Consider the following 22,722-nt stretch of genomic DNA (forward strand, 5'->3'; position numbering starts at 1 on the left):
CGATGACGGTCGGTGGCGTGTGGGTGGTGAACATCGCCGTCCAGCGCAGAGGGGTCGCGTCGCCGGACCACACGATCGGCTTGTCTGCCGCGGCGACCGGGGGCCTTCGTCGGGAGCGGGGGGAGTGGGGTGCGGCGCAGGGCCGGTTCGCCTGCCGGCCGTCCGCCGGGAGCCGGTGGGCCGCTCGCTCCTTCGGGCCGCGCCCTCTCACCCGCTGCCGAAACGTCGCCCAACGGTGCCCGCCCGATCGGGCTCCTGGGCGGTCGTACCTCTGAGGATTTCCTGATAGGTGTTCGTGAGGACCGGACTCGGGTCGATGCCCAGCTCCTCCACCAGCAGCCGCCGTCCGTCGTTGAACAGACTCACGGCTTCGGCCTGACGGGCCGAGCGGGACAACGCGACCATCAGCTGCGCGCGGAGCCGCTCCTGGAACGGGAAGGCCGCCACCAGCCCGCTGAGCTCCGCGATCAGCTCGCGGTGCCGACCGAGCGCGAGATCGGCTTCGATTCGAGACTCGTGAGCGGCGCGCCGCCGCTCCTCCCAGACCGGCCCCTCGATCGCGGCCAACCACTTGGTGCCGTCCGCCAGGGCGTCGCCGTCCCACAGGTCCAGCGCCCGTCCGAGCAGTTCAGAAGCCCTGGCCCACTGCCCCCCGTCGAGCGCCACCCGGCCGGCCCGGGCGAGCTCGTCGAACTCCACATGGTCGCAATGGACTTGACTCATGTCGATCCGATATCCCGACTGCACCCGAGCGATCGGCACTCCCGGCCCCAGGTGCTTGCGCAACCTCGACGCATAGGTGTGGATCTGCGCGCCGGCGGTGTTCGGCGGATCACAGTCCCACAGGAGGCGGCTCATCTGGGCGTCCGACAGCAAGCGCCCCTTGGCCAGCACAAGCGCAGCCAGCATCGTCCGCTGCTTGGTGCCTCCCAGAGTCTCCTCCGCGCCCCCGACGATCGCTCTGATCGGGCCGAGAACACGGACCCGCAGGTCGTCCTTCAGCGCCGGAACCCGGGCATCGGCGTTCCCCGTCCTCATCGCCGATCACCGCCACTGTCACCGTGACGACCTGGGCAGCCCACGGCTGCGGCAGGGGCGCCGCGGAACGCGTGGTACGCCGTCCCTCCCACGATCAGCACACCCACCGGTACGGTCACCGGCATCCTCTGCCACGTTGACGACCTGGGCCATTGCTTGTTCATGCTCACTGATGTGGTCTCCAGTCGAGAGGTCGCACCGGACACAGCCCCCAGCGCACACCCATCACACCCCGGCACCTCACCTCGAAAGTTGTCCGCCACCGCAACGAAAGCAGCGAGCTCGAACGGCCGGCCCGGGTGAGTTCCTCGGCAGTGCGCGTGACGTCGAGGGTGGTGCCGATGGCCGGCTCGCCCGGGAGAGCCGGCGAAGGCGGCTCCGGCAGAGGCGCATCGATCGGACTTCCACAGGTTCGTCACAAGGACGCCGGGCCCCTCCCCCCGACGGCCACGTCCCTGCAAGCATCGTCGCGGGCATCGGGGAGGTGCCCGGGGACGCGATCGAGGGGGCTGCGATGAAGGCGCGCATCAGGGACGCGAGACCGCCCGGTGGATTCCGACGGATCGCCGGCCCGGCCGTCCGTGTGCTGACGCAGGCCCTGTTCCTGCTGGCCGGAATGGCCACCACCGTGCTCTGCTTCACCTGGTTCGTCGACGGCTACCACGCGGTGGGCGCCTACCACCACGCCCCGGCGTGCGGCACGGCGGCGGCCACGCCCGGCACGGACTGCGTACTGCACGAGACCGGCAAGGTGACGGCGCGGAGGGTCGACAACAGCGACGAAAGCACCACCTACCTGCTGACGGTGGTACGCGAGACGGCCCCCAAGCACACCTACACGGTCGGCAAGGCCTTCTACAACGACACGGGAGTCGGTGCGGCCGTCGACCTGACGGTCTTCCGCGGGCACGTGTCCGAGCTCTCGTACCACGGGCACCGCGCCCAGAATCCGCACACACCCTGGCTGACCGCCTTGAAGGTGGCCCTCCTGGCCGGCCTGGGATCGGCCCTCACCGCCCACGGCCTGACCTGGTGGCGCTCCGGCATGCAAGCGGGCCCCTCCCTCCTCGCCGTCTTCATCTCCTTCCTCTCGTTCTTCGGCGGCCTCATCCTCATGTCGACCCAGTGGCCGCTCGCCGTCACCCTGGGCATCCCCGTCCTCGGCTGGCTGCTCATGACCGCCGGGAGCACGGCGGCGGCCTGGGACGACTGACGACCACCGCACGGCCCGAGGCAACCCACAAACCGCACGGACCGTGGTCGGCAGCGATGGGCCGACCGGGTGGGCGCGGCGGAGGCGGGCAGGTGATCCGCGCACCAACCGTATGGCCGCGTGTCACTGTGCGTGTGCACGCCGTCACCCAGCTCGCCGTGCGAGCCGCCGGCCGCGGCGCTCCCCTCCCCCTCCCCGAACGGAACCGCCCATGCGCAGCCCCGCTCTCGCCGCCTTCACGATGGCAGCCGTCCTGCCCCTGACCGGGCTGGCCGCGACCGGCACCGCCGTCGCCCAGTCGTCCGCCGCCCAATCGTCCGCCGCCCGGTCGGTGCCGATCGACGAATGCGCCAATGTCCCGCCGGTCCGCGACCCCGGCGCGGACCGGTACCTGTGTTCCCGGCCGGAGCTCGGCCCGGTCGTGCTGCCGGCGGACCCGGTGCTGAAGCCGCTGCTGGTGGACTACGACCGGCTGGGCGGGGTGACGCCGGCGCGCTTCCTGGACTGGTACCGGGACTGGCGGGGCTGGCTGTACCCGGACCACAACGGCTTCGTGGACAACGGCGGCAACCTCGACATGACCGAGGTCGACCTCACGGCCGGCAAGAAGCTGGACCGCTTCGGGGGCAACGAGCGCGGCAGGTTCCTGGCCCCCGGTGGCACGCCGTTCGCCCAGCGCGCCCTCCCGCCGGACTCCCTCAACGGCGGCGAGGCCAACTACCACTGCTTCGAGGTGCAGAGGTCGTTCAAGGTCCAGCAGGGCCACATCGCGGGCGCCTTCTCCCAGCCGGGCTACGGCCTCCAGCAGTGGCTGGACCCGGACCTCAAGCCGAACGACCCCAAGCTGAAGACCTTCGACGTCGCCGGGCTGCTGGACGCGGGCTACCTGAGCGAGCACAAGGACAAGGGCTTCTGCCAGACGAAGAGCCACGGGTCCTGACCGTCGCCCGCGCGGAACGGGCGGGGCGGCGCACGGTCGGCGACCGGCGCACCGCCCCGCCCGGCGCGGCGGCCCGGGGCCCCGGCGCCGGCACCCCGCGGACGGGGGGCGGGGGAAGCCCCGCCGTAAGGCCCGCCTAGGCTGTGGAGGCAAGCAAAACGGGCGAACCGGACCCACCCAGGGGCCGCGAAGAGGGAAAGCAGGACCCGCCGATGGCCGACGGAATGTCAGGGATGCACCACCACGGCGGAATGGCAGAGCTGGGCCCGTTCTCCCTCTCCAACGTCATGACCTGGTCCCCCGACTGGGTGTTCCTGATCGGCAGCCTGGCCGCCCTGGCGCTGTACGGCGCGGGCGTCGTCCGGCTGTACCGGCGCGGTGACCGCTGGCCGATCGGGCGGTCGGTCGGCTGGGTGCTGGGCATCGGCTCGGTGATCCTGGTCACCTGCACCGGTCTGAACGACTACGGCATGGTGCTGTTCAGCGCGCACATGATGCAGCACATGGTGCTCTCGATGCTGTCGCCGATCCTGCTGCTGCTCGGGGCGCCCATCACGCTGGCGCTGCGGGCGCTGCGCCCGGCCGGCAAGGGCCGGCCGCGCGGGCCGCGCGAGCTGCTGGTGGCCCTGCTGCACAGCACCTTCGTCCGGGTGGTCTCGCACCCCGGCTTCACCATCCCGCTGTTCATCGCGAGCCTCTACGGGGTCTACTTCACCCCGCTGTTCGACTTCCTCATGCAGTACCGGCTCGGGCACATCTTCATGATGGTGCACTTCCTCGCCGCCGGGCTGGCGTTCTTCTGGCCGATCATGGGCGTGGACCCGGGCCCGCACCGGCCGGGCCACGTGATGCGGATCATCGAGCTGTTCATGGGGATGCCGTTCCACGCCTTCTTCGGCGTCGCGGTGATGATGGCCAGCCACCCGCTGGTGACCACCTTCACCGAGGAGGCGGCGCCGCCCGGGACGAGGCTGCTGGACGACCAGAAGCTGGCCGGCGGCATCACCTGGGCGTTCGGCGAGATCCCGACCGCGATCGTGCTGATCGCGCTGGTCTACCAGTGGATGCGCTCCGAGCAGCGGGTGTCCCGCCGCCGGGACCGCGCCGAGGACCGCAGCGGCGACGCCGAGCTGGCCGCGTACAACGCCTACCTCGCCTCGCTGGACAAGCGCGGTCAGCGGCCCGCCCCGGCGGCCGACGCCGGCTGACCGCCCCCGACCGCAGACGGAACCCCCGCCCACCGGGCGGGGGTTCCGTCGTTCCCGGCCCCGGCCGGCGGCCCCGGAGTCACCGGCGTCCGCGGCTCAGGCCTGCCGGCCGTCCTGGCGGGCGAGGCCGGCGACCAGGATGTCCAGGCCGAACTCGAAGCGCTCGTCGCCGACGTTGCGGGTGAGGGCGACCGCCATCGAGGTGATCATCGGGTAGCGGTCCGCCGGGATGGTGTCGAAGTACTCCCGCACGTGGTCGGTGTAGTCCTGGGAGTTCCCGCCGCCGCGGGTGGAGACCTCGAAGGTGGTCGCCGTGGTGTAGAGCCCGAGCAGGTCCACCCCGTACGCGGCGGTCTGCTCGTCGAGGCCGCCCGCGCGCAGGATGCCGAGCATGGCCTCGGCGACGTCCATGGCGTGCGGGGTGGTCGGCACATTGGCCACCACGGCGGCCCGGGCGAGGTCCCGGTGACCGAGCAGGACGTCCCGGGAGCGGCGCAACAGCCGCTTGATCTGCTCCTGCCAGTCGGCCGCGTCGGGCTGTTCGAGCTCGATCTCGGAGTAGGCGAGGTCGAGGACCTGCTCGATCAGCTCCTCCTTGCCGCCGATGTGGGCGTAGAGGCTCGCGGCTCCGGTGCCGAGCTCCTGGCCGACCCGGCGCATGCTCAGCGCGTCCATCCCCTCGGCGTCGACGATCCGCAGCGCCGCCTCGACGATCCGTTCGCGGCTCAGCGGCTGGCGTTTGGCCGACGCCTTCTCCTTCTCCTGCCAGTGCGCTGGCCAGCTCGGACGCGGGGCGGCGCTGGTCATCGGGGCTCCTTCGTGGTCGGCGACGAGTCCCAGGGTACTTGACACGAACACCGTTCCATGGGAGAACACTGTTCGTTGCAGAAAACAGTGTTCGTCTAGGCGAACATCGTTCGCCCACCCTCGGGATTCCGGAGCGCCCACTCATGACCAGTCAGACCGCCCCTCCCCCGACCGCCCCGGCGGCCGAGCCCGCACCCGCCGGGTACCGGCTGCGCTGGGCCGCGCTCGCGGTGATCCTGGCCGCCGAGGTGATGGACCTCCTCGACACCACGATCGTCGGCGTCGCCTCCCCCGCCATCCAGCGCGACTTCGGCGGCAGTGACGCGCAGATCCAGTGGATCTCCGCCTCCTACACGCTCGCCTTCGCCGTGCTGCTGATCACCGGCGCCCGGCTCGGCGACCTCTTCGGCCGCAAGCGCCTGTTCGTCCTCGGCGCGGCCGGCTTCACGCTCGCCTCGGTGCTCTGCGCGGCCGCCACCGGCTCGGGCACCCTGATCGCCGCCCGGACCGTCCAGGGCCTGTTCGCCGCGCTGCTGATCCCGCAGGGGCTCGGTCTGATCAAGGCGATGTTCCCGCCCGAGGAGATGGGCGCCGCCTTCGGCCTGTTCGGACCGGTCCTCGGGCTCTCCTCCGTCCTCGGCCCCACCCTCGGCGGCTACCTCACCGACGCCGACTGGTTCGGCACCGGCTGGCGGATGGTCTTCCTGATCAACCTGCCGCTCGGCGTGCTCGCCGTGGTCGCCGCCGTCCGGATCCTGCCCGCCAACCGGACCACCCGGACCGAAGGCGCCGGCCGGCTCGACCCGGTGGGCGTCCTGCTGCTCAGCACCGCCGTCCTGCTGCTGGTGCACCCGCTGGTCCAGGGCCGCGAGCTGGGCTGGCCGCTCTGGACGTACGCGGCCATGGCCGCCTCGCTGCCGGTGCTCCGGCTCTTCGTCCTCCACCAGCGCCGGGCGCTGCGGCGCGGCGGCACCCCGCTGATCGAGCCCTCGCTGTTCGCCAAGCGGGCGTTCACCTCCGCGCTGGCCACCGGGCTGGTCTTCTTCGCCGCGCTCTCCGGCCTGCTGCTGACCTTCACCCTCTACCTGCAGCTCGGCCTCGGCTGGACGTCGCTGCACTCCGGCCTCAGCATGATCCCGCTCTCGCTCGGCATCGTGGCCGGCGCCGTCCTCTCGGGCGGCGTCCTCGGGCCCCGGTACGGCCGCCGGGTGCTGCACGCCGGTACGGCCGTCGCCGCCGCGGGCGCGCTCGGCCTCTGGGCCTCGGTGGAGCACTGGGCCGGCGGCCTGACCAGCTGGGAGCTGATCCCCGCCCTGGCCGGCACCGGCTTCGGTCTCGGCCTGATCATGGCGCCGTTCTTCGACATCGCCCTGGCCGGTGTGGAGGAGGCGGAGACCGGCTCGGCCTCCGGCGTGCTCAACGCGCAGCAGCAGCTCGGCGGCTCGATCGGCGTCGCACTGCTCGGCACCGCCTTCTTCGGCTGGGCCGGTCCGGAGGGCTTCCGGCACGCGGCCGGCTGGACCTTCGGGCTCTGCGCCGGTCTGCTCGCGTTGGCCTTCCTGGTCGCCTTCCTGCTGCCCCGCCACGCCCGCCCGCACGAGGAGGGGTGAGCCTGCCCCCGGCCCCGCCTCCTGCGCCGCCGCCCGCCGGGACCAGCCCGGCAGGCGGCGGCGCCCGCTCGTCTGTGCCTAGGATCCGGGCATGCAAGCCCTTCTGATGGCCGCCCTGCTCGCCGTGGTGCTGCTCTCCCGGATCCAGGAACCGCGACGGTTCGGCAACGGGGTGCTGCTCGGCCTGATCGCCGTCTGCGCGGCGCTCGGCACGGTGAGCGCGGTCGGCCACTTCTCCGCGCCGGCCGCGAGCGCCGTCACCGCCGCGGTGGCGGGCGCGGTCTGGCTGAGCGGGCTGGTGGCGGCGGCCCTGCTGGTGGCCAACGGGGTCACCATGGTCCGGCGGGAGGGCACCCGGCCGGCCAGCCTGCTCGCGCTGCTCGCCGGCGCGGCCCTGCTCGCCCTGCTGGCGCTGCTGCTCTCGGCCACCTACCTCAGCGTCCGGGCGCTGCGGGCGGCGGCCGGCGCCGCCGTGCTGCTCGGCGGCTACGGCGCGTTCCTGCTGCTCTGCTTCCTCGGCTACACCCTGCTGTACCGGCGGCTCTCGCCGCGCCCCGGCGCCGACTACCTGGTGGTGCTGGGCGCCGGGCTGGACGGCTGCGAGGTACCACCGCTGCTGGCCTCCCGGCTGGACCGCGCGGTGGCGCTCTACCGGGCCGAGGAGGCGGCCGGGCACGCGCCGCTGCTGCTGGTGACCGGCGGCAAGGGCCCGGACGAGAGCTGCACCGAGGCCTCGGCGATGGCGGCCCACCTGGTCGCCGCCGGCTGCCCGCGCGAGCGGATCCGGCTGGAGGAGAAGGCCACCAACACCACCGAGAACCTGGCCTTCAGCCGGGAGCTGATGGAGCGCGAGCGGCCCGGCTACCACTGCACCGTGGTGACCAGCAGCTTCCACGTGCTCCGCTCCGCCGTCACCACCCGCCGGGCGGGCGTGCCCGGGCAGGTCGTCGGTGCGCCGACGGCCGGGTACTACTGGCCCAGCGCCGCCCTGCGCGAGGTGGTCGCGACGGCGCTGATGTACCCGCGGGTGAACACCGCCGCCGTCCTGCTGCTCGCGGCGGCCGGGGCGGTGGCGGGCTGGCGCTGGTGAGACGCCCGGGAGCCGGCGCCGCCCGACGCGGGGAGGCCCCCGGGTCGCGAACGGACCCGGGGGCCTCCCGGTACACCTCGGTGTCGGCGCGGTGCCGACTCCCGGCCGTGGTCAGCCGAGGTTGGCCAGCGCCTCGTTGAAGGTCTTCGACGGGCGCATCACGGCCGCGGCCTTGGCCGGGTCGGGCTGGTAGTAGCCGCCGATGTCGACCGACGAGCCCTGCACCGCGATGAGCTCCTCGACGATGGCCTGCTCCTGGTCGGCCAGCGCCTTGGCCAGACCGGCGAACGCCTGGGCCAGCTCGGCGTCGGCGGTCTGCTGGGCCAGCTCCTGGGCCCAGTACAGGGCCAGGTAGAAGTGGCTGCCGCGGTTGTCGATGCCGCCGAGGCGGCGGCTCGGCGACTTGTCCTCGTTGAGGAAGGTGCCGGTGGCGCGGTCCAGCGTGTCGGCCAGCACCTGGGCGCGGGCGTTGTCGGCGGTCTGCGCCAGGTGCTCGAAGCTGGCGGCCAGCGCGAAGAACTCGCCCAGGCTGTCCCAGCGCAGGTAGTTCTCCTTGACCAGCTGCTGGACGTGCTTCGGGGCGGAGCCGCCGGCGCCGGTCTCGAACAGGCCGCCGCCGTTCATCAGCGGGACGACCGACAGCATCTTGGCGCTGGTGCCCAGCTCCAGGATCGGGAAGAGGTCGGTCAGGTAGTCGCGCAGCACGTTGCCGGTGACCGAGATGGTGTTCTCGCCGCGGCGGATGCGCTCCAGCGAGAACGTGGTGGCCTCGACCGGCGTCTTGATCTCGATCTGCAGGCCGGCCGTGTCGTGCTCCGGCAGGTAGGTCTTGATCTTCTCGATCAGCACGGCGTCGTGGGCGCGGCCCTCGTCCAGCCAGAAGACGGCCGGGTCGCCGGTGGCGCGGGCGCGGGTGACGGCCAGCTTGACCCAGTCCTGGATCGGCAGGTCCTTGGTCTGGCAGGCGCGGAAGATGTCGCCGGCCTGGACGGCCTGCTCCAGGACGACGTTGCCCTCGGCGTCGACGAGCCGGACGGTGCCGGCGGCGGCGATCTCGAAGGTCTTGTCGTGGCTGCCGTACTCCTCGGCCGCCTGGGCCATCAGGCCGACGTTCGGCACCGAGCCGATGGTGGCCGGGTCCAGGGCGCCGTTGGCGCGGCAGTCGTCGATGACGGCCTGGTACACGCCGGAGTAGCTGCTGTCCGGCAGCACGGCCAGGGTGTCGGCCTCGTTGCCGTCCGGGCCCCACATGTGGCCGGAGGTGCGGATCATGGCCGGCATCGAGGCGTCGACGATGACGTCGCTCGGCACGTGCAGGTTGGTGATGCCCTTGTCGGAGTCGACCATGGCCAGGGCCGGGCCCTCGGCCAGCTCGGCCTCGAAGGAGGCCTTGATCTCGGCGCCGTTGGCCAGCTTGTCGAGACCGCCCAGGATGCCGCCGAGGCCGTTGTTCGGGTTCAGACCGGCGGCGACCAGCGCGTCGCCGTACGCGGCGAAGGTCTTCGGGAAGAAGGCGCGGACCACGTGGCCGAAGATGATCGGGTCGGAGACCTTCATCATGGTGGCCTTGAGGTGCACCGAGAACAGCACGCCCTCGGCCTTGGCGCGGGCGACCTGGGCCGCCAGGAACTCGCGCAGCGCGGCGACGCGCAGCACCGAGGCGTCGACGACCTCGCCGGCCAGCACCGGGACGGACGGACGCAGCACGGTGGTGGTGCCGTCCTCGGCGACCAGCTCGATGCGCAGCGAGCCGGCGGAGGGGATCACCGCGGACTTCTCGGTGGAACGGAAGTCGTTCTGGCCCATGGTGGCGACGTTGGTCTTGGAGTCGGCCGTCCAGGCGCCCATGCGGTGCGGGTGCGTCTTGGCGTAGTTCTTGACCGACGCGGGGGCGCGGCGGTCCGAGTTGCCCTCGCGCAGGACGGGGTTGACCGCGCTGCCCTTGACCTTGTCGTAACGGGCCCGGACGTCCTTGTCCTCGTCCGTCTGCGGGTCGTCCGGGTAGTCCGGCAGCGCGTAGCCCTGCGCCTGCAGCTCGGCGACGGCCGCCTTCAGCTGCGGGATGGAGGCCGAGATGTTCGGCAGCTTGATGATGTTCGCGCTCGGGGTCTTGGCGAGCTCGCCGAGCTCGGCGAGGGCGTCCTCGATCCGCTGGCCCTCCTCCAGACGCTCCGGGAAGCTCGCGATGATCCGCCCGGCGAGGGAGATGTCGCGAGTCTCCACCCGCACACCCGCCGTCGAGGCGTAAGCCTGCACCACAGGCAGGAACGAGTACGTTGCCAGGGCCGGCGCCTCGTCGGTGTGCGTATAGATGATGGTCGAGTCAGTCATCGGTACTCCGCTTCACGTCTCCAACGTCTTGATGTCAAGATATCTCGTGTTCGCCCGTTCGCTCCACCTCCCCCCGCCCCGGAGTGCGCGCCGGAGCCCGGGCGGGCCCGCGGCGGTCAGCTCCACCGTCGTCCCGGGGCGGGCGCCGGGCAAGCGGAGCGGCGTGGCGGGCGGGCGGGCCGGCAGCGGCCGCGGCGGTGCACCGCCGCTGTGACCGGGTGCCGCGGCCGCGGGCCGGTGTCACGGCCGGATGCCGAGCCGGGCGTCGAACGCGGCCTCGTCGGCCAGGAACCAGAGCTGGCCGCCCTGGTTGCTCTCCCGGACGAAGTCCCGCAGGGCGCCGCTGTCGGCCGTGTGGCGGGAGATGTCGCCGACGACGGCCAGGCCGACCCGGTAGGTGGCGAACTTCTGCACGATCCCGCCGGCGACCCGGGTGCTCAGCCGGAAGAAGTCGTCCTCCAGGCGCTCCACGGGCACCACCACCCAGGAGGCGCCGGTCCCGAACGCGTCGCCGAGCACGTCGGTGGCGTCCCGCTCGTCGCGCACCGGCGGGCCGTCGGCGGCGAGGCGCAGGACGGTGACGGCGGACTCAGACATCTGTGTTCTCCCTGATCAGTGCGTTGACGATGACGAGCAGCTCGGCCGTGTCGGCCAGCTCGCCGAGGATGATCACCTTGAGCGTCGAGCGCTGCTCGTCGTGCAGGGTCTGGATGCGCAGCGGGCTGCCCTCCCGGGGGCCGGCGACCGCCGCCATCAGGGTGTTGGCCAGCCGGGCGGCCTCCGCCGTCCCGATCGCGTCGATCTGCACGATGGTGGAGGCCTCGGCATGGCGCTGCGCCGCGGCCGGCACGGGCTCCGGGGCGCCGGTGAACTCCGCGAGGTCCCCGGCGGCGATCCGGTACTGCTTGCCGATCCTGGTCGCCCTGAGGCGGCCGTCCCGGACGTAGCCGCGCACGGTGCGCACGTGCAGACCCAGCAGCTCGGCCACCTGCTCCACCGAGTAGTACTGCGCCACCAGGCGTCACTCCCTTCATGCTTCCCTATCATTACGCAAACTACCATGAGAAAGGGAAGGGTAAGGAAGGAAAGGAAGGTCTAGCGGAAGGGAAGGGTAGGACCGGCAGAGGAGAAGCCACGGGACCGTTAGGACTCCGTCAACACAGCACCGCATTCGGTCAACGCCGCGTCAGGACGGCGACCGGCGGGGCGAAGCCGCCCTAGCGTCGGAGTCAGCAGTTCCGGCAGGCCCCACCACTCCTCGGGAGCACCGCATGGCCCGCGTCGTCTGGCACGTCCCGGTCACCGTCACCGGATCCACCACCGCCCTCCGACTCTTCCGCCTGCGCGACGGCCGCCGCTGCGCGGTGGGCTTCGCCACCACCGAGGCGCTGACCGCGCTCCTCGGGCCGGACCAGGCCTCCACCGAACTCGCCGAGCCGGCACTTCGCGCGCTCACCGCGCCGCTGGGCGTCGACGCCCTGGTGCTGGACCCCCGCCTGGTGGCGCCGCCCGCCAGGCCCGCCCGGGGCCCGGCACCCGCCGAGCCCGCCGCACCGGCCGCCCGGCCCCAGCTCCAGCACCGGTGACGGCGCTGCGGCTCGTCCCCGGCGCCCGGCCCCCCGAACCGGTACGCCGGCCCGACCCGGCCACCCGGCCCGAGGAGAGCCTGCGCACCGACGGCGGGCGGCCGTTGCACGCCCTCGTCCGGGTCGGCTTCGGCCCGGTACCGCTCGACTTCGACCGGCTGGCCGCCGAGTTCCCGGCGATCCGCAGCGGGTTCGCGCTGGCCGGCGGCGCCGACCTCGAACTGCGCCTCGCCTGCACCGGCCCGGAGGAGTTGCGGGCGGTCTCCACCGCGCTGATCCGCGCCGGCGCCGTGCGGGTCCAGGTCGATCTCGTCCTGCGCGCCCTGACGCCGGGACCGCCGACGCTGCGACCGGTGCCGTAGGAGCGGCCCGTCCGTGCCCTCCCCCTCGCGCTCGTGCCGGGGAGGGCCGGGCGGGCGGACCCGTTCAGCCGCTCTCGCGGGTGAGCAGCGCGATGGCCGCCAGCAGCAGGGCGGAGCCGGCCAGCAGGGCCGGGGTCACCGGCTCGCCGAAGCAGACGACGGCGATCAGCGCGGCGGTCGCCGGCTCCAGCAGCACCAGCACGGCGGCGGTGGCACCGGGCACGGCCGTCAGGCCGGTGAAGTACCAGCGGTAGGCGAGCAGGGTGGGGACGGTCCCCAGGAAGAGCAGCGCACCCACCGTCAGCGCCGGGCCGCCCGCGGTCGGCAGCACCCCCTCGACCGCGGCCAGGGGCAGCAGGCAGAGCATGCCCGTGGTGAAGGCACCGCCGCTCGCCCGGGCCGAACCGCCGCCGCGCGCCCAGAGGGTGAGGCCGCTCTGCCCGGCGCCCGCCAGCACCGCGAGCGCGACGCCCAGCACCGGGCGCGGGCCGGCCGCCGGGGCGGCGACCAGCAGGGCGAGAGCCCCCAGGGCGAGCACGATCGCGGCCGACGCCCGCGCGGTGAGCCGCTCGCCGAGCAGCAGTCGGGCGCCCAGGCTGGTCAGCACCGGCCCCGCACCGATGGTGATCAAGGTGCCGAGGCCGAGACCGGCGTACTGCACCGAGCCCAAGTAGGCGCACTGGCTGACCGCCAGCCCGAGGCCGGTGAGCACGGCCGCGCCGCGGGTACCGGCGCGCCGCCGGCCGGTGGGGACGAGGGCCAGGCAGCCGGCCGCGACGGCGAACCGCCAGAAGCAGACGGCCACCGGGCCGAGCCCGGTGGTGCGCAGCAGCAGCGCGGCGACGGCCCCGCCCACGCCCCAGGCGACGGCGGCGGCCGAGATGGACAGCAGACCGTGCCGGAGCGGCACGGCGGCATGCATGGTCATGCGTTGGTTCTCCACGATGGTGAGCCGGGTGAGGTCCGCGGTGGGCGCGGGCGGCATCCACCGGCCCGGGGGCGGCAGCACCACCGGGCAGGGAATCGTGGAGTGGGCCGCCCGCTAGCGGACGGGCGGCGGCAGGATCACGGAACGCATGGGCGTCAGCCTACGCGGTCGGCCGGGAGCGACCCCCGCGCGGCAGGGGCCGACCGGTCGTGATCTTCTGCTTGCGGGCCGCCGCGACGTACCGTCGGCGGTGACGCGGTGGAAGTCGGCTTCCGCCCCCGGACCGAGAAGAGCAGCAGCGTGGAGCACCTGACGTACGGCGAGGTCGAGGCGGCCGGGCGGCGGATCGCCGGGCGGGTCCGACCGGTGGTGGTGGCCCCCGGCGACGACGGCGGGCGGGTCTGGCTGGCGCTGGAGTACCTCCAGCACACCGGCAGCTTCAAGGCGCGCGGGGCACAGAACTTCCTGCTCGCGCACACCGAGGCGGGCACCCTGCCGGCCGCCGGCGTGACCATCGCCTCGGGCGGGAACGCCGGCCTGGCCTGTGCCTGGGCAGCCCGCGAACTCGGCGTGCGGGCCACCGTGTTCCTGCCCGAGACCGCGCCCGCGGTCAAGGTCGCCCGGCTGCGCTCCTACGGGGCCGAGGTGCGGCTGGCGGGTCGCGAGTACGCCGAAGCGCTGGCCGCCTGCGAGGAGTTCGCGGCCGGCAGCGGCGCGCTCGCCTCGCACGCGTACGACCACCCGCTGATCGCGGCCGGGGCCGGGACGGTGCTGGACGAGATCCGGGCCCAACTGCCGGGCCTGGACACGGTGGTGGTGTCGGTCGGCGGCGGCGGACTGTTCGCCGGGGTGGCCGCCGCGGCACGCGCGCACGGCGTCCGGGTGGTGGCGGTGGAGCCGGCCGGGAGCCGGGCGCTGGACGCGGCGCTGGCAGCCGGCCGGCCGGTGGACGTCCCGGTGGAGTCGGTGGCCGCGGATTCGCTGGGGGCCCGCCGGGCCACCGCACTTGCCGTGCACGCCGCCCAACAGGACGGCGTCCGTACGGTGTTGGTGCCGGACGCCGCCATCGTCCGGGCCCGGCAGGAGCTGTGGGACGAGCGCAGGATCGCCGTCGAGCACGCGGCCGCCACCGCGCTCGCCGCGGTGGCGGGCCTGGACGGCACGGACGTCGCGGCCGGTGCGGACAGCGGGCGGATCGCCGTACTGCTCTGCGGCGCCAACACCGACCCCTCCGACCTGGTGGCGGCCGGCTGACCGGCGCGGGCCGGTCCGGGCGGCTCTGAAAACTCGGGGCCGCTCGGGCCGCTCAGCCGATGCCCTGGCGGTCCGGCACCAGGGCGAACGCGCGGACCTCGGGGTCGGGCAGCTGCTCGACCACTGCCCGGTCCAACAGGCGCCGCTGCTCCAGGAGTTGTGGGCGGCGCTGCTCGGGGCTGATCCGCAGCAGATCGTCCAGGGCGGCGGCCAGCCGGCGGGTCACCTGCGGGTGACCGGAGCCGCAGAGCCGGATCTCGGTGAACGCGAGGTCCACCACGGACTGCCAGTCCGGCACCGGCTCGACCAGCCGGACGGCGCCGGCCCGGTCGCGGAAGCAGAGGTCCCCGAAGCTCTCGTGGACCAGCATCCCGAGCAGCTGGTGGATCCGGTCGATCGCCTGCACGGCGGTGGTCGGGTCGTTGACGGCGGGCGAGAGCGCGCGGATCGCGATGTCGACCAGCTGCCGGAAGCCGAAGCTGAGGTCCTGGTGCATGGTGCGGTCGACGCCCACATTGAGCGCCAGGGCGATCCCCCGCGGGCGCGGCGGGCGGCCGACGGCCCCGGCCACCCGGACGATCGGCGTACCGGGCGTGATGAAGTCGCCGATCCTGGGCACGAGATGGAGCACCACGTCGTGCTTGCGGGCGATCCGCACCAGCCGGCCGATGTTGATGTCGCGCAGCACTCCGGAGCGCCCCTCGTGCAGCAGGGTGGGCGCCCCCTCGGGAACGCCCGGCGGCTGCGCGTCGGGCGGCATCAGCCGGTACTGGAGGATCACGGCCACCGACTCGTTCGCGACCCGGTCGATGACGTGCGGCACCCGCAGCAGCCGCATGGTGGACTGCACGTAGAGCACGAACAGGGCCAGACTGAGCAGCACCAGCAGCAAGGAGCCCAGCCCGGAGAAGATCGGCACCGAGGTGACCTCGGCCGGGTCGGTGGAGTCGTCGTAGCTGAGCTGGACGAGCAGGGCGAACAGGAAGGTCGCCAGGCAGACCGAGAAGGTGGCCTTGGTGAGCCGGCTGCGCACGTACAGCCGGAGCACGCGCGGGGAGAACTGGCTGGCGGCCATCTGCAGGGCGACCAGCGAGATCGAGAAGACCACGCCGATGAACGTGAGCATCGCCGAACTCACCGTCGAGACCACGCTCTTGGCCGCGCCGGTGAACCGCATCAGCTCGTCCGCGGAGCCGGTCTCGGCGACGGTGGCGGTGACCACGGCCTCGTCCAGCCAGGCCGTCGCACCGGAGAGCAGCACGGCGGCGATGCAGGTGACCAGCGGGGCGAACCAGAACGACTCCCGCAGGTGCTCGCGCAGGGGCGAGAGCGGGCGGTAGCGGACGGGCCGGCGATCGGTCATCGCCCCAGGCTGGGCCTTGTACCGGCGCGCCGGGCGGATCAGCGCGCGGCGTCGCGCGCCCGGCCGGGCGAGGTGCACGGGTCGGCCGGGGTCGGCCGGGTCGGCCGGCGGGGAACGGCCGGCCGGCCGGGGCCGCCCTCGGCGGGGCGGCCCCGGCTCAGTGTCCGCCGAGCGCCCGCCGGAGGGCGAGCGCGTCGGGGGCGGCGGCGGTGAGCAGGTGGGCGTCGGAGTCGGGCAGGACGAGCAGGGCGGCGTCCCCGTCCACGGGCGGTGCGGGCGCCGGATGGCCGACGGTGAGCAGCTGACCGGTGGCGCGGTGGCCGCCGAGGACGGCGGGGCCGTCCCAGCCGGGGGCGCCGGGGCCCAGGTCGGTCTGCTGGTCGAGCAGCAGCCGGCCGGCCCGGCGGACGGTGAGGCGGGAGGTGAGCCGGCCGGGGCCGGCCGCGCGCGCCCAGTCGTGGAGGCGGCCGAGGACCTGCTCCTCGCGGTAGCGCAGCCGGGCGTCCGCGGCGAGGGTGATCCGGGTGTGCAGCACGAGGTGGCTGCCGGCGGCGGCGACCACGGGTTCGGGACGCCAGTCGAGCCGGGCGCCCTCGCCCACCGTCAGTTCGACCTCGTACCGGGCGGGCCCCGGGCCGGGCAGGCTGATGGTGGCGGCCGCGCTGGTCACGGTGAGGGCCGCGCCGTCGGCCACCTCGACCGCGAGTGCCAGCCGGTCGCCGCCGAGCGGCGCGGCCATCGAGCCGACGATCACCACATGGGCTCCGCCGTCCGCGTCCCGGGTGCGGCGCGGGGCGAGCGGTCCGGCACCGGACAGGACGGGCAGCGCGGTGGTGCCCCGCCCGTCGGGCTCGGCGCGGACCCGGGCCCGGGCCACCAGCGCGGCCCGGGCCGGTGGGGCCGGGGCGGCCGGGGCCGGCGGGGACGGGGCCGGGGCCGGCCGGGGCTGGACGTCGAGCCGCACCGCCCCGGCCGGCGCCGTTCCCGTGCGGGCCGTCACGGCCGGGTGCGCCAGTCGGCCAGCCGCTCGCGCACCCAGGCGGCGACGGGCGCCACGCCGTCGGGCGAGGTGAGCGCGCAGAACACCGTCGGCAGCGCGCCGCGCTGGGCGGCGGCGTCGCGGGCCATCACGTCGAGGTCGGCGCCGACCAGCGGGGCGAGGTCGGTCTTGTTGATCACCAGCAGGTCCGAGGTGGAGATCCCGGGGCCGCCCTTGCGCGGGATCTTGTCACCGCCGGAGACGTCGATGACGAAGATCTGGTGGTCGACCAGGCCCCGGCTGAAGGTGGCGGTGAGGTTGTCGCCGCCGGACTCGACCAGGACGAGGTCGAGCGGCCCGACCGCTTCCTCCAGTTCCTCGACGGCCTCCAGATTGGCGGAGATGTCGTCGCGGATCGCGGTGTGCGGGCAGCAGCCGGTCTCCACGGCGGTGATCCGCTCGGGCGGCAGGACGGCGTTGCGGAGCAGGAACTCCGCGTCCTCGGTGGTGTAGATGTCGTTGGTGACGACGGCCAGCGACAGCTCCGCGCGGAGCAGCCGGCAGAGCGCGGCGACGGTGGCGGTCTTGCCGGAGCCGACCGGCCCGCCGAGGCCGATCCGCAGGGCGCGCCGGCGGGCACCCCCGGCGGCGGCGCCGGCTGTGGTGGACGTGGTGGCGGCGGAGGTGGAGGCGTAGGTGTGGCGGACGGGAGCGTCGACGGGGTCGGCGTGGTCACGATGCAAAGAGGCGGACCTTCCAGGAGTGGTGCTGCTCGGCGTAGACGTCGAGCAGCGGCGCGGAGGCGGCGGGCAGCGCGTCCGGGTCCCCGCTCAGGGCGGCGGCGACGGCGGCCTCGGCCACGGTGTCGAGTTGAGGGGCGAGGCGGGCCAGCGCGGCCGCGACCTCGTACGGATCGAGGCCCAGGAGCCGCACACAGGCGGTGGCCGGGCCGTTGACGCTCTCGTGGGCGGCGGCGGTCGCGGCCTGGGCGGGGGTGAGACCGGCGGCCAGGGCGGCGGTGCCGAGGACGACGCTCTGGTGCGCGCCGCGCGGGAACTCGGCCGCCAGCCGGTCCAGTCCGGGGTGCGGCCAGGCCGCGCGGGCGGCCCGGAGCAGTTGCCGGCCGAGCCGGCGGCTGGTGGCGCGCAGGGCGGGTGAGGGGGTGCGGGCCTCGGCGGCCGCGTCGAGCCGGGCGGTGTCCTGCCCGGCGGCGGCCGCCGCGGCCAGGGCGGCGGAGACCAGCCCGGTGGTGTGCAGCCGCCCGGTGAGGAAGGCCGTCATGCTCGCGGTGTCCCGCACCCGCCCGGCCCGGACCGCCGCCTCGGCCCCGCCGGAGTGGGCGTGCCCGCCGGCGGGGAACCGGCCGTCGGCGAGCAGCAGCAGTGCGGCGAGGCCCATCAGAAGAGGAAGTACCGCTGGGCGAGCGGCAGTTCGGTGGCCGGTTCGGGGGTGACGAGTTCGCCGTCGATGGTGACGGTGAAGGTGTCGGGCTCGACCCGGACATCCGGGCGGGCGCTGTTGTTGACCATGTGCTCCTTGGTGACCCCGCGGGTGTTCCGGATCGCGGTGAACTCCTTCGCCACGCCGAGCTGTTCGGCCAGCCGCCCGGGCAGGCCGTCCTCGATCGCCGCCGCCGCGGTGAAGTTGAGCGAGTTGGCCGCCGCCGAGCGCCCGATGGCGCCGAACATCGGCCGGGGCAGCACCGGTTGGGGCGTCGGGATGGACGCGTTGGCGTCGCCCATCTGGGCCCAGGCGATCTGGCCGCCCTTGACCACGATGTCCGGCTTGGCGCCGAAGAAGGCGGGCGACCAGAGCACCAGGTCGGCCAGCTTGCCCGGTTCGACCGAGCCGATCTCGCCGTCCAGGCCCTGGGCGACGGCCGGGTTGATGGTGTACTTGGCGACGTAGCGCCTGGCCCGGTGGTTGTCGGCCCGGCCGTCCCCGGCGAGTGCGCCGCGCCGGGCCTTCATCACGTGGGCGGTCTGCCAGGTGCGCAGGACCACCTCCCCGATCCGGCCCATGGCCTGGGAGTCGGAGCTGATGATGGAGATGGCGCCGAGGTCGTGCAGGATGTCCTCGGCGGCGATGGTGGACGGCCGGATCCGGGACTCGGCGAAGGCGAGGTCCTCCGGTACGTGCGGGCTGAGGTGGTGACAGACCATCAGCATGTCGAGGTGCTCGTCGACGGTGTTGACGGTGTGCGGCCTGGTCGGATTGGTGGAGCTGGGCAGCACGTTCGCGGCGCCGACCACGGTGATGATGTCCGGCGCGTGGCCGCCGCCCGCGCCCTCGGTGTGGTAGGCGTGGACGCCGCGCCCGGCGATCGCCGCGAGGGTGTCGCCGACGAACCCGGCCTCGTTCAACGTGTCGGTGTGGATGGCGAGTTGGGCGCCGGTCTCGTCGCAGACCCGGAGGCAGGCGTCGATCGCGGCAGGCGTGGCACCCCAGTCCTCGTGGATCTTGAACCCGAGCGCGCCGGCCCGCAGCTGGTCGTGCATCGAGGCCCGGTTGACGGTGTTGCCCTTGCCGAGCAGGCCGATGTTGACCGGCAGGCCGTCCAGCGCCGCGAAGACCCGGCCGAGGTGCCAGGCGCCCGGGGTGATCGTGGTCGCCTTGGTGCCCTCGGCCGGCCCGGTGCCGCCGCCGACCAGGGTGGTGACGCCGGAGGCCAGCGCCTCGTCCACCAACTGCGGGCAGATGAAGTGGACATGGGCGTCGACGGCGCCGGCGGTGACGATCCGGCCGTTGCCGGAGATCACCTCGGTCTCCGGGCCGATCACCAGGCCGGGGTGGACGCCGTCCATGGTCTCGGGGTTGCCGGCCTTGCCGAGCGCGGTGATCCGGCCGTCCCGGATTCCGATGTCGGCCTTGACCACGCCCCAGTGGTCGAGCACCACGGCGCCGGTGATGACGGTGTCCGCGGCGCCCTCGGCCCGGCTGGTCCGGGCCTGGCCCATCGACTCGCGGATCACCTTGCCGCCGCCGAAGACCGCCTCGTCACCGCCGCGGCTGCGGTCCTCCTCGACCTCGATCAGCAGATTGGTGTCGCCGAGCCGGATGCGGTCGCCGGTGGTCGGCCCGTACAGGTCGGCGTAGCGTTCGCGGGTCAGCCACAGGGCGGGAGCGGGCCGGTCAGTCATCGAGCGCCCCTCCCGTCTCGCCGCGCAGGCCCAGGACTTCGCGCCGGCCGGTGAGCGGCACGAGTTCGACCTCCACCGGGATGCCCGGTTCGAAGCGGACGGCGGTGCCGGCGGGGATGTTCAGCCGCAGGCCGCGGGCGGCCGGCCGGTCGAACTCCAGCCCGGGGTTGGCCTCCCCGAAGTGGTAGTGCGAACCGACCTGGACGGGCCGGTCGGCGCCGTTGACGACGGTCAGCCGGGTGACGGCCAGACCGGTGTTGAGGCCGATCGCGCCCTCCCCGTAGAGGATCTGACCCGGGATCACGCGCTCGGCGCTCACTGGATCGGCCCGTGCACGGTGACCAGCTTGGTCCCGTCCGGGAAGGTCGCCTCGACCTGGACGTCCGGGATCATCTCGGCGATGCCGTCCATGACGTCGTCCCGGGTGAGCACCTTGCGGCCGGAGTCCATCAGTTCGGCGACGGTCCGGCCGTCCCGGGCGCCCTCCAGGACGTGCGAGGTGATCAGGGCGACCGTCTCGGGGTGGTTGAGCCGCAGGCCCCGCGCCCGGCGGGAGCGGGCCACGTCGGCGGCCACGTGGATGAGCAGGCGTTCCTGCTCGTGGGGGGTGAGTTTCATCTGCGCGCACCTCATGAGGGGGGTTCAGAGCGCGCGGACACGACGTTGTGCCGCGGTAGTGGCGCATACCGTAGCGGACGAACCACCCGGCCGGCAGGCGACCTCACCGGTTCCACCCGGTATCCCTATACGGTCCGCACTATTTCTATAACCCTATTTGCCGTCAACATTGCCGGATCTTGTGCGCAAGCTCAATTCGCGCTCAAATGCTGGACCTACTGGCGAGTCACGTAACACGCACATGAACAGAGGGCCCCCTACCAGCGGGAATATCCCGCGAAGTAGGTAAACATTCAGTAATGAAATCTGTGCATAGGCCTATGAATACGCCTACTGTGTGGCAACTCTCCGCGCTCCGTCCGCCGGGGCCCCCACACACCAGAGAGATTTCGCATGGCATCCCTCAACCAGCTGTCCCCGCCGAGCACCGGCACTTCTCCCGACTCCGGGACACCCACCCACCGGTCGCTCCGCCGCGAGGTCGGCCTGATCGGCCTGCTGTGGGCCTCGGTCGGTTCGATCATCGGCTCCGGCTGGCTGTTCGGCGCCAAGAACGCGGTCATGGTCGCCGGTCCGGCCGCGCTCATCTCCTGGGGCATCGGCGCCGTCGCCATCGTGCTGCTCGCCCTGGTGCACGCCGAACTCGGCGGGCTCTTCCCGGTCGCCGGTGGTACCGCCCGCTACCCGCACTACGCCTTCGGCGGTCTGGCGGGCATGTCCTTCGGCTGGTTCTCCTGGCTGCAGGCCGCGACCGTGGCGCCGATCGAGGTCGAAGCCATGATCGGCTACGCCGGTCACTGGGAGTTCGCCAAGAGCTTCCTGAACGACAACGGCACCCTCACCACCAGCGGCTTCATCGTCGCCGTGCTGCTGATGGGCGTCTTCGTCGCGGTCAACTTCCTCGGTGTGCGGGTGCTGGCCCACACCAACTCGATCGCCACCTGGCTGAAGATCTTCGTCCCGCTGCTCACGATCTTCGTGCTCGCGCTGACCAACTTCCACGGCTCGAACTTCACCTCGCACGGCTTCGCCCCGTTCGGCATCAAGGGCGTGCTCGCGGCGATCAGCTCCAGCGGCATCATCTTCGCGCTGCTCGGCTTCGAGCAGGCCATCCAGATCTCCGGTGAGAGCCGCAACCCCAAGCGCGACATCCCCCGCGCGGTGCTCGGCTCGGTCGCCATCGGCACCCTGATCTACGTCCTGCTCCAGGTCGTCTTCATCGGTGCGCTGCCGATCAGCTCCTTCGCCAACGGCTGGGACAAGCTCGACTTCCCCGGCATCGAGGGCCCGTTCGCCGGCCTCGCCACCCTGGTCGGCCTCGGCTGGCTGGCCTGGGTGCTCTACTTCGACGCCATCGTCTCCCCCGGCGGCACCGGCCTGATCTACACCACCTCCACCTCCCGCATCTCCTACGGCCTGAGCAAGAACGGCTACGCGCCGCAGAAGTTCGAGCAGCTGGACAGCCGGGGCGTGCCGTGGTTCGGCCTGATCCTCTCCTTCGTCACCGGCGTGGTCTGCTTCCTGCCCTTCCCGAGCTGGCAGGAGCTGGTCGGCTTCATCACCTCCGCCAGCGTGCTGATGTACGCCGGCGCACCGCTGGCCTTCGGCGCACTGCGCCGGCGCCTGCCCGCCCGTGAGCGCTCCTACCGGCTCCCGCTCGGCGGCGTGATCTCCCCGCTGGCCTTCGTGGTCGCCAGCCTGATCATCTACTGGGCCGGCTGGCACACCCTGTCCCGTCTGGGCATCGCGATCGTCCTCGGCTACGTCCTGCTCGGCAGCTACGCCGCGTACGCGATCCGCAAGGGCCTGCCGAACGCCCCGCGCCTGGACTGGCGAGCTGCCCAGTGGCTGCCGGTCTACCTGGTGGGCCTCGGCCTGATCTCCTGGCAGGGCGGCTTCGGCGAGGGCCGGGGCAACATCCCGATGTGGTGGGACATGGGCATCGTCGCCGTCTTCGCCCTCGCCGTCTACTTCTGGGCGATCCGGGTCGCGCTGCCGGCCGACGCGATCGAGCAGAACATCGAGGACATCGAGGTGGTCGACGCGGGCGGTCACTGACCCCCGCTCAGACCGCAGGACGGGCCCGCCGGTTCACACCGGCGGGCCCGTCCTCTCGCCGCTCGCCCCCGGGCCCGAAGCCGATCCCCGGGGCGTCGGGGGAGGACCTGAAGCCCAACCTCGCTCCCTTGGTGTACCTGGGTGTCACCGGCAAGAAGCCGCCCAAGTAGACCGTTCCCGCCTACCCACCCATCCGC

The 22,722-nt window shown here is 73.3% G+C and carries 22 protein-coding genes; 9 read left to right on the forward strand and 13 right to left on the reverse strand.

Annotated elements, in window-relative coordinates; translation table 11 throughout:
• Nucleotides 1-207: 207 nt before the first annotated feature.
• Entirely contained in the window at nucleotides 208-1,002 is a 795-nt protein-coding gene (locus ACWDRR_RS41865; RefSeq protein WP_449777587.1) for an AfsR/SARP family transcriptional regulator, read from the reverse strand.
• Between the two features lie 550 nt (nucleotides 1,003-1,552).
• Between ACWDRR_RS41865 and ACWDRR_RS41870 the strand changes: the two genes are divergently transcribed.
• The 3 genes from ACWDRR_RS41870 to ACWDRR_RS41880 all read left to right on the forward strand — a co-directional run bounded on the left by ACWDRR_RS41870 (nucleotide 1,553) and on the right by ACWDRR_RS41880 (nucleotide 4,399).
• Entirely contained in the window at nucleotides 1,553-2,251 is a 699-nt protein-coding gene (locus ACWDRR_RS41870) for a hypothetical protein (protein ID WP_449777570.1), read from the forward strand.
• Nucleotides 2,252-2,462: 211 nt separating this feature from the next.
• Nucleotides 2,463-3,191, forward strand: a complete 729-nt coding sequence (locus tag ACWDRR_RS41875; protein WP_449777571.1) for a TNT domain-containing protein — start codon at nucleotides 2,463-2,465, stop codon at nucleotides 3,189-3,191.
• Nucleotides 3,192-3,424: 233 nt separating this feature from the next.
• Nucleotides 3,425-4,399 (forward strand): cytochrome c oxidase assembly protein, encoded by a 975-nt coding sequence (locus tag ACWDRR_RS41880; RefSeq protein ID WP_449777588.1) that lies wholly within the window; start codon nucleotides 3,425-3,427, stop codon nucleotides 4,397-4,399.
• Between the two features lie 96 nt (nucleotides 4,400-4,495).
• Here ACWDRR_RS41880 and ACWDRR_RS41885 read toward each other — a convergent pair whose 3' ends face one another.
• On the reverse strand, nucleotides 4,496-5,206 hold the full coding sequence (locus tag ACWDRR_RS41885) for a TetR/AcrR family transcriptional regulator (protein WP_449777572.1): 711 nt from the start codon (nucleotides 5,204-5,206) through the stop codon (nucleotides 4,496-4,498).
• Nucleotides 5,207-5,349: 143 nt separating this feature from the next.
• On the opposite strand from ACWDRR_RS41885, the gene ACWDRR_RS41890 reads away from it, so the two are divergent.
• A complete protein-coding gene (locus tag ACWDRR_RS41890) occupies nucleotides 5,350-6,816 on the forward strand; it encodes an MFS transporter (protein WP_449777573.1) in 1,467 nt (488 codons plus the stop codon).
• A gap of 91 nt (nucleotides 6,817-6,907) precedes the next feature.
• A complete protein-coding gene (locus ACWDRR_RS41895) occupies nucleotides 6,908-7,906 on the forward strand; it encodes a YdcF family protein (protein WP_449777574.1) in 999 nt (332 codons plus the stop codon).
• 111 nt (nucleotides 7,907-8,017) lie between these two features.
• Here ACWDRR_RS41895 and ACWDRR_RS41900 read toward each other — a convergent pair whose 3' ends face one another.
• The 3 genes from ACWDRR_RS41900 to ACWDRR_RS41910 all read right to left on the reverse strand — a co-directional run bounded on the left by ACWDRR_RS41900 (nucleotide 8,018) and on the right by ACWDRR_RS41910 (nucleotide 11,252).
• Nucleotides 8,018-10,237, reverse strand: coding sequence for an NADP-dependent isocitrate dehydrogenase (locus ACWDRR_RS41900; RefSeq protein ID WP_449777575.1), 2,220 nt, complete (start codon nucleotides 10,235-10,237; stop codon nucleotides 8,018-8,020).
• Between the two features lie 240 nt (nucleotides 10,238-10,477).
• Complete coding sequence (locus ACWDRR_RS41905) at nucleotides 10,478-10,834, reverse strand: DUF4180 domain-containing protein (protein WP_449777576.1); 357 nt, start codon at nucleotides 10,832-10,834, stop codon at nucleotides 10,478-10,480.
• Nucleotides 10,827-11,252 carry a helix-turn-helix domain-containing protein gene (locus tag ACWDRR_RS41910; RefSeq protein ID WP_449777577.1) on the reverse strand — a complete coding sequence of 142 codons (426 nt, stop codon included), beginning with the start codon at nucleotides 11,250-11,252 and terminating at the stop codon, nucleotides 10,827-10,829. The genes ACWDRR_RS41905 and ACWDRR_RS41910 overlap by 8 nt, the downstream gene beginning before the upstream one ends.
• 256 nt (nucleotides 11,253-11,508) lie before the next feature.
• Between ACWDRR_RS41910 and ACWDRR_RS41915 the strand changes: the two genes are divergently transcribed.
• Both ACWDRR_RS41915 and ACWDRR_RS41920 read left to right on the forward strand, forming a co-directional pair.
• Entirely contained in the window at nucleotides 11,509-11,823 is a 315-nt protein-coding gene (locus tag ACWDRR_RS41915; protein ID WP_449777578.1) for an SAV_915 family protein, read from the forward strand.
• Nucleotides 11,820-12,185 (forward strand): hypothetical protein, encoded by a 366-nt coding sequence (locus tag ACWDRR_RS41920; RefSeq protein WP_449777579.1) that lies wholly within the window; start codon nucleotides 11,820-11,822, stop codon nucleotides 12,183-12,185. Before ACWDRR_RS41915 ends, ACWDRR_RS41920 begins: the two co-directional genes overlap by 4 nt.
• 64 nt (nucleotides 12,186-12,249) lie before the next feature.
• On the opposite strand, the gene ACWDRR_RS41925 is transcribed toward ACWDRR_RS41920, so the two are convergent.
• Nucleotides 12,250-13,113 carry an EamA family transporter gene (locus ACWDRR_RS41925; RefSeq protein WP_449777580.1) on the reverse strand — a complete coding sequence of 288 codons (864 nt, stop codon included), beginning with the start codon at nucleotides 13,111-13,113 and terminating at the stop codon, nucleotides 12,250-12,252.
• A 300-nt stretch (nucleotides 13,114-13,413) separates the two neighbouring features.
• On the opposite strand from ACWDRR_RS41925, the gene ACWDRR_RS41930 reads away from it, so the two are divergent.
• A complete protein-coding gene (locus ACWDRR_RS41930) occupies nucleotides 13,414-14,367 on the forward strand; it encodes a serine/threonine dehydratase (protein ID WP_449777589.1) in 954 nt (317 codons plus the stop codon).
• A gap of 52 nt (nucleotides 14,368-14,419) precedes the next feature.
• Here ACWDRR_RS41930 and ACWDRR_RS41935 read toward each other — a convergent pair whose 3' ends face one another.
• The 7 genes from ACWDRR_RS41935 to ACWDRR_RS41965 form a co-directional block, all read right to left on the reverse strand.
• Nucleotides 14,420-15,730, reverse strand: a complete 1,311-nt coding sequence (locus ACWDRR_RS41935) for a DUF2254 domain-containing protein (protein ID WP_449777581.1) — start codon at nucleotides 15,728-15,730, stop codon at nucleotides 14,420-14,422.
• Nucleotides 15,731-15,887: 157 nt separating this feature from the next.
• Nucleotides 15,888-16,730: an urease accessory protein UreD gene (locus tag ACWDRR_RS41940; RefSeq protein ID WP_449777582.1), complete on the reverse strand. Its 843-nt coding sequence runs from the start codon at nucleotides 16,728-16,730 to the stop codon at nucleotides 15,888-15,890.
• Nucleotides 16,727-17,452 (reverse strand): urease accessory protein UreG, encoded by a 726-nt coding sequence (gene ureG / locus ACWDRR_RS41945; RefSeq protein WP_449777583.1) that lies wholly within the window; start codon nucleotides 17,450-17,452, stop codon nucleotides 16,727-16,729. Before ureG ends, ACWDRR_RS41940 begins: the two co-directional genes overlap by 4 nt.
• Nucleotides 17,442-18,107: an urease accessory protein UreF gene (locus tag ACWDRR_RS41950; RefSeq protein WP_449777584.1), complete on the reverse strand. Its 666-nt coding sequence runs from the start codon at nucleotides 18,105-18,107 to the stop codon at nucleotides 17,442-17,444. The genes ureG and ACWDRR_RS41950 overlap by 11 nt, the downstream gene beginning before the upstream one ends.
• The gene (locus ACWDRR_RS41955) at nucleotides 18,107-19,849 is read right to left on the reverse strand and encodes an urease subunit alpha (protein ID WP_449777585.1); all 1,743 of its coding nucleotides are present in this window, start codon (nucleotides 19,847-19,849) and stop codon (nucleotides 18,107-18,109) included. Before ACWDRR_RS41955 ends, ACWDRR_RS41950 begins: the two co-directional genes overlap by 1 nt.
• On the reverse strand, nucleotides 19,842-20,153 hold the full coding sequence (locus ACWDRR_RS41960) for an urease subunit beta (protein ID WP_449777590.1): 312 nt from the start codon (nucleotides 20,151-20,153) through the stop codon (nucleotides 19,842-19,844). Before ACWDRR_RS41960 ends, ACWDRR_RS41955 begins: the two co-directional genes overlap by 8 nt.
• An 11-nt stretch (nucleotides 20,154-20,164) precedes the next feature.
• Nucleotides 20,165-20,467 (reverse strand): urease subunit gamma, encoded by a 303-nt coding sequence (locus tag ACWDRR_RS41965; protein WP_402386646.1) that lies wholly within the window; start codon nucleotides 20,465-20,467, stop codon nucleotides 20,165-20,167.
• Nucleotides 20,468-20,860: 393 nt separating this feature from the next.
• Between ACWDRR_RS41965 and ACWDRR_RS41970 the strand changes: the two genes are divergently transcribed.
• Complete coding sequence (locus ACWDRR_RS41970; protein WP_449777586.1) at nucleotides 20,861-22,525, forward strand: APC family permease; 1,665 nt, start codon at nucleotides 20,861-20,863, stop codon at nucleotides 22,523-22,525.
• Nucleotides 22,526-22,722 lie beyond the last annotated feature (197 nt).

Source organism: Kitasatospora sp. NPDC003701 (assembly GCF_053587085.1).

Coding starts and splice junctions, on each gene's coding strand:
- ACWDRR_RS41955 (WP_449777585.1), bottom strand. CDS start 19,849: ATGACTGACCGGCCCGCTCCCGCCCTGTGGCTGACCCGCGAACGCTAC.
- ACWDRR_RS41895 (WP_449777574.1), top strand. CDS start 6,908: ATGCAAGCCCTTCTGATGGCCGCCCTGCTCGCCGTGGTGCTGCTCTCC.
- ACWDRR_RS41970 (WP_449777586.1), top strand. CDS start 20,861: ATGGCATCCCTCAACCAGCTGTCCCCGCCGAGCACCGGCACTTCTCCC.
- ACWDRR_RS41880 (WP_449777588.1), top strand. CDS start 3,425: ATGCACCACCACGGCGGAATGGCAGAGCTGGGCCCGTTCTCCCTCTCC.
- ACWDRR_RS41905 (WP_449777576.1), bottom strand. CDS start 10,834: ATGTCTGAGTCCGCCGTCACCGTCCTGCGCCTCGCCGCCGACGGCCCG.
- ACWDRR_RS41935 (WP_449777581.1), bottom strand. CDS start 15,730: ATGACCGATCGCCGGCCCGTCCGCTACCGCCCGCTCTCGCCCCTGCGC.
- ACWDRR_RS41950 (WP_449777584.1), bottom strand. CDS start 18,107: ATGGGCCTCGCCGCACTGCTGCTGCTCGCCGACGGCCGGTTCCCCGCC.
- ACWDRR_RS41870 (WP_449777570.1), top strand. CDS start 1,553: ATGAAGGCGCGCATCAGGGACGCGAGACCGCCCGGTGGATTCCGACGG.
- ACWDRR_RS41915 (WP_449777578.1), top strand. CDS start 11,509: ATGGCCCGCGTCGTCTGGCACGTCCCGGTCACCGTCACCGGATCCACC.
- ACWDRR_RS41885 (WP_449777572.1), bottom strand. CDS start 5,206: ATGACCAGCGCCGCCCCGCGTCCGAGCTGGCCAGCGCACTGGCAGGAG.
- ACWDRR_RS41890 (WP_449777573.1), top strand. CDS start 5,350: ATGACCAGTCAGACCGCCCCTCCCCCGACCGCCCCGGCGGCCGAGCCC.
- ACWDRR_RS41900 (WP_449777575.1), bottom strand. CDS start 10,237: ATGACTGACTCGACCATCATCTATACGCACACCGACGAGGCGCCGGCC.
- ACWDRR_RS41965 (WP_402386646.1), bottom strand. CDS start 20,467: ATGAAACTCACCCCCCACGAGCAGGAACGCCTGCTCATCCACGTGGCC.
- ACWDRR_RS41925 (WP_449777580.1), bottom strand. CDS start 13,113: ATGACCATGCATGCCGCCGTGCCGCTCCGGCACGGTCTGCTGTCCATC.
- ACWDRR_RS41875 (WP_449777571.1), top strand. CDS start 2,463: ATGCGCAGCCCCGCTCTCGCCGCCTTCACGATGGCAGCCGTCCTGCCC.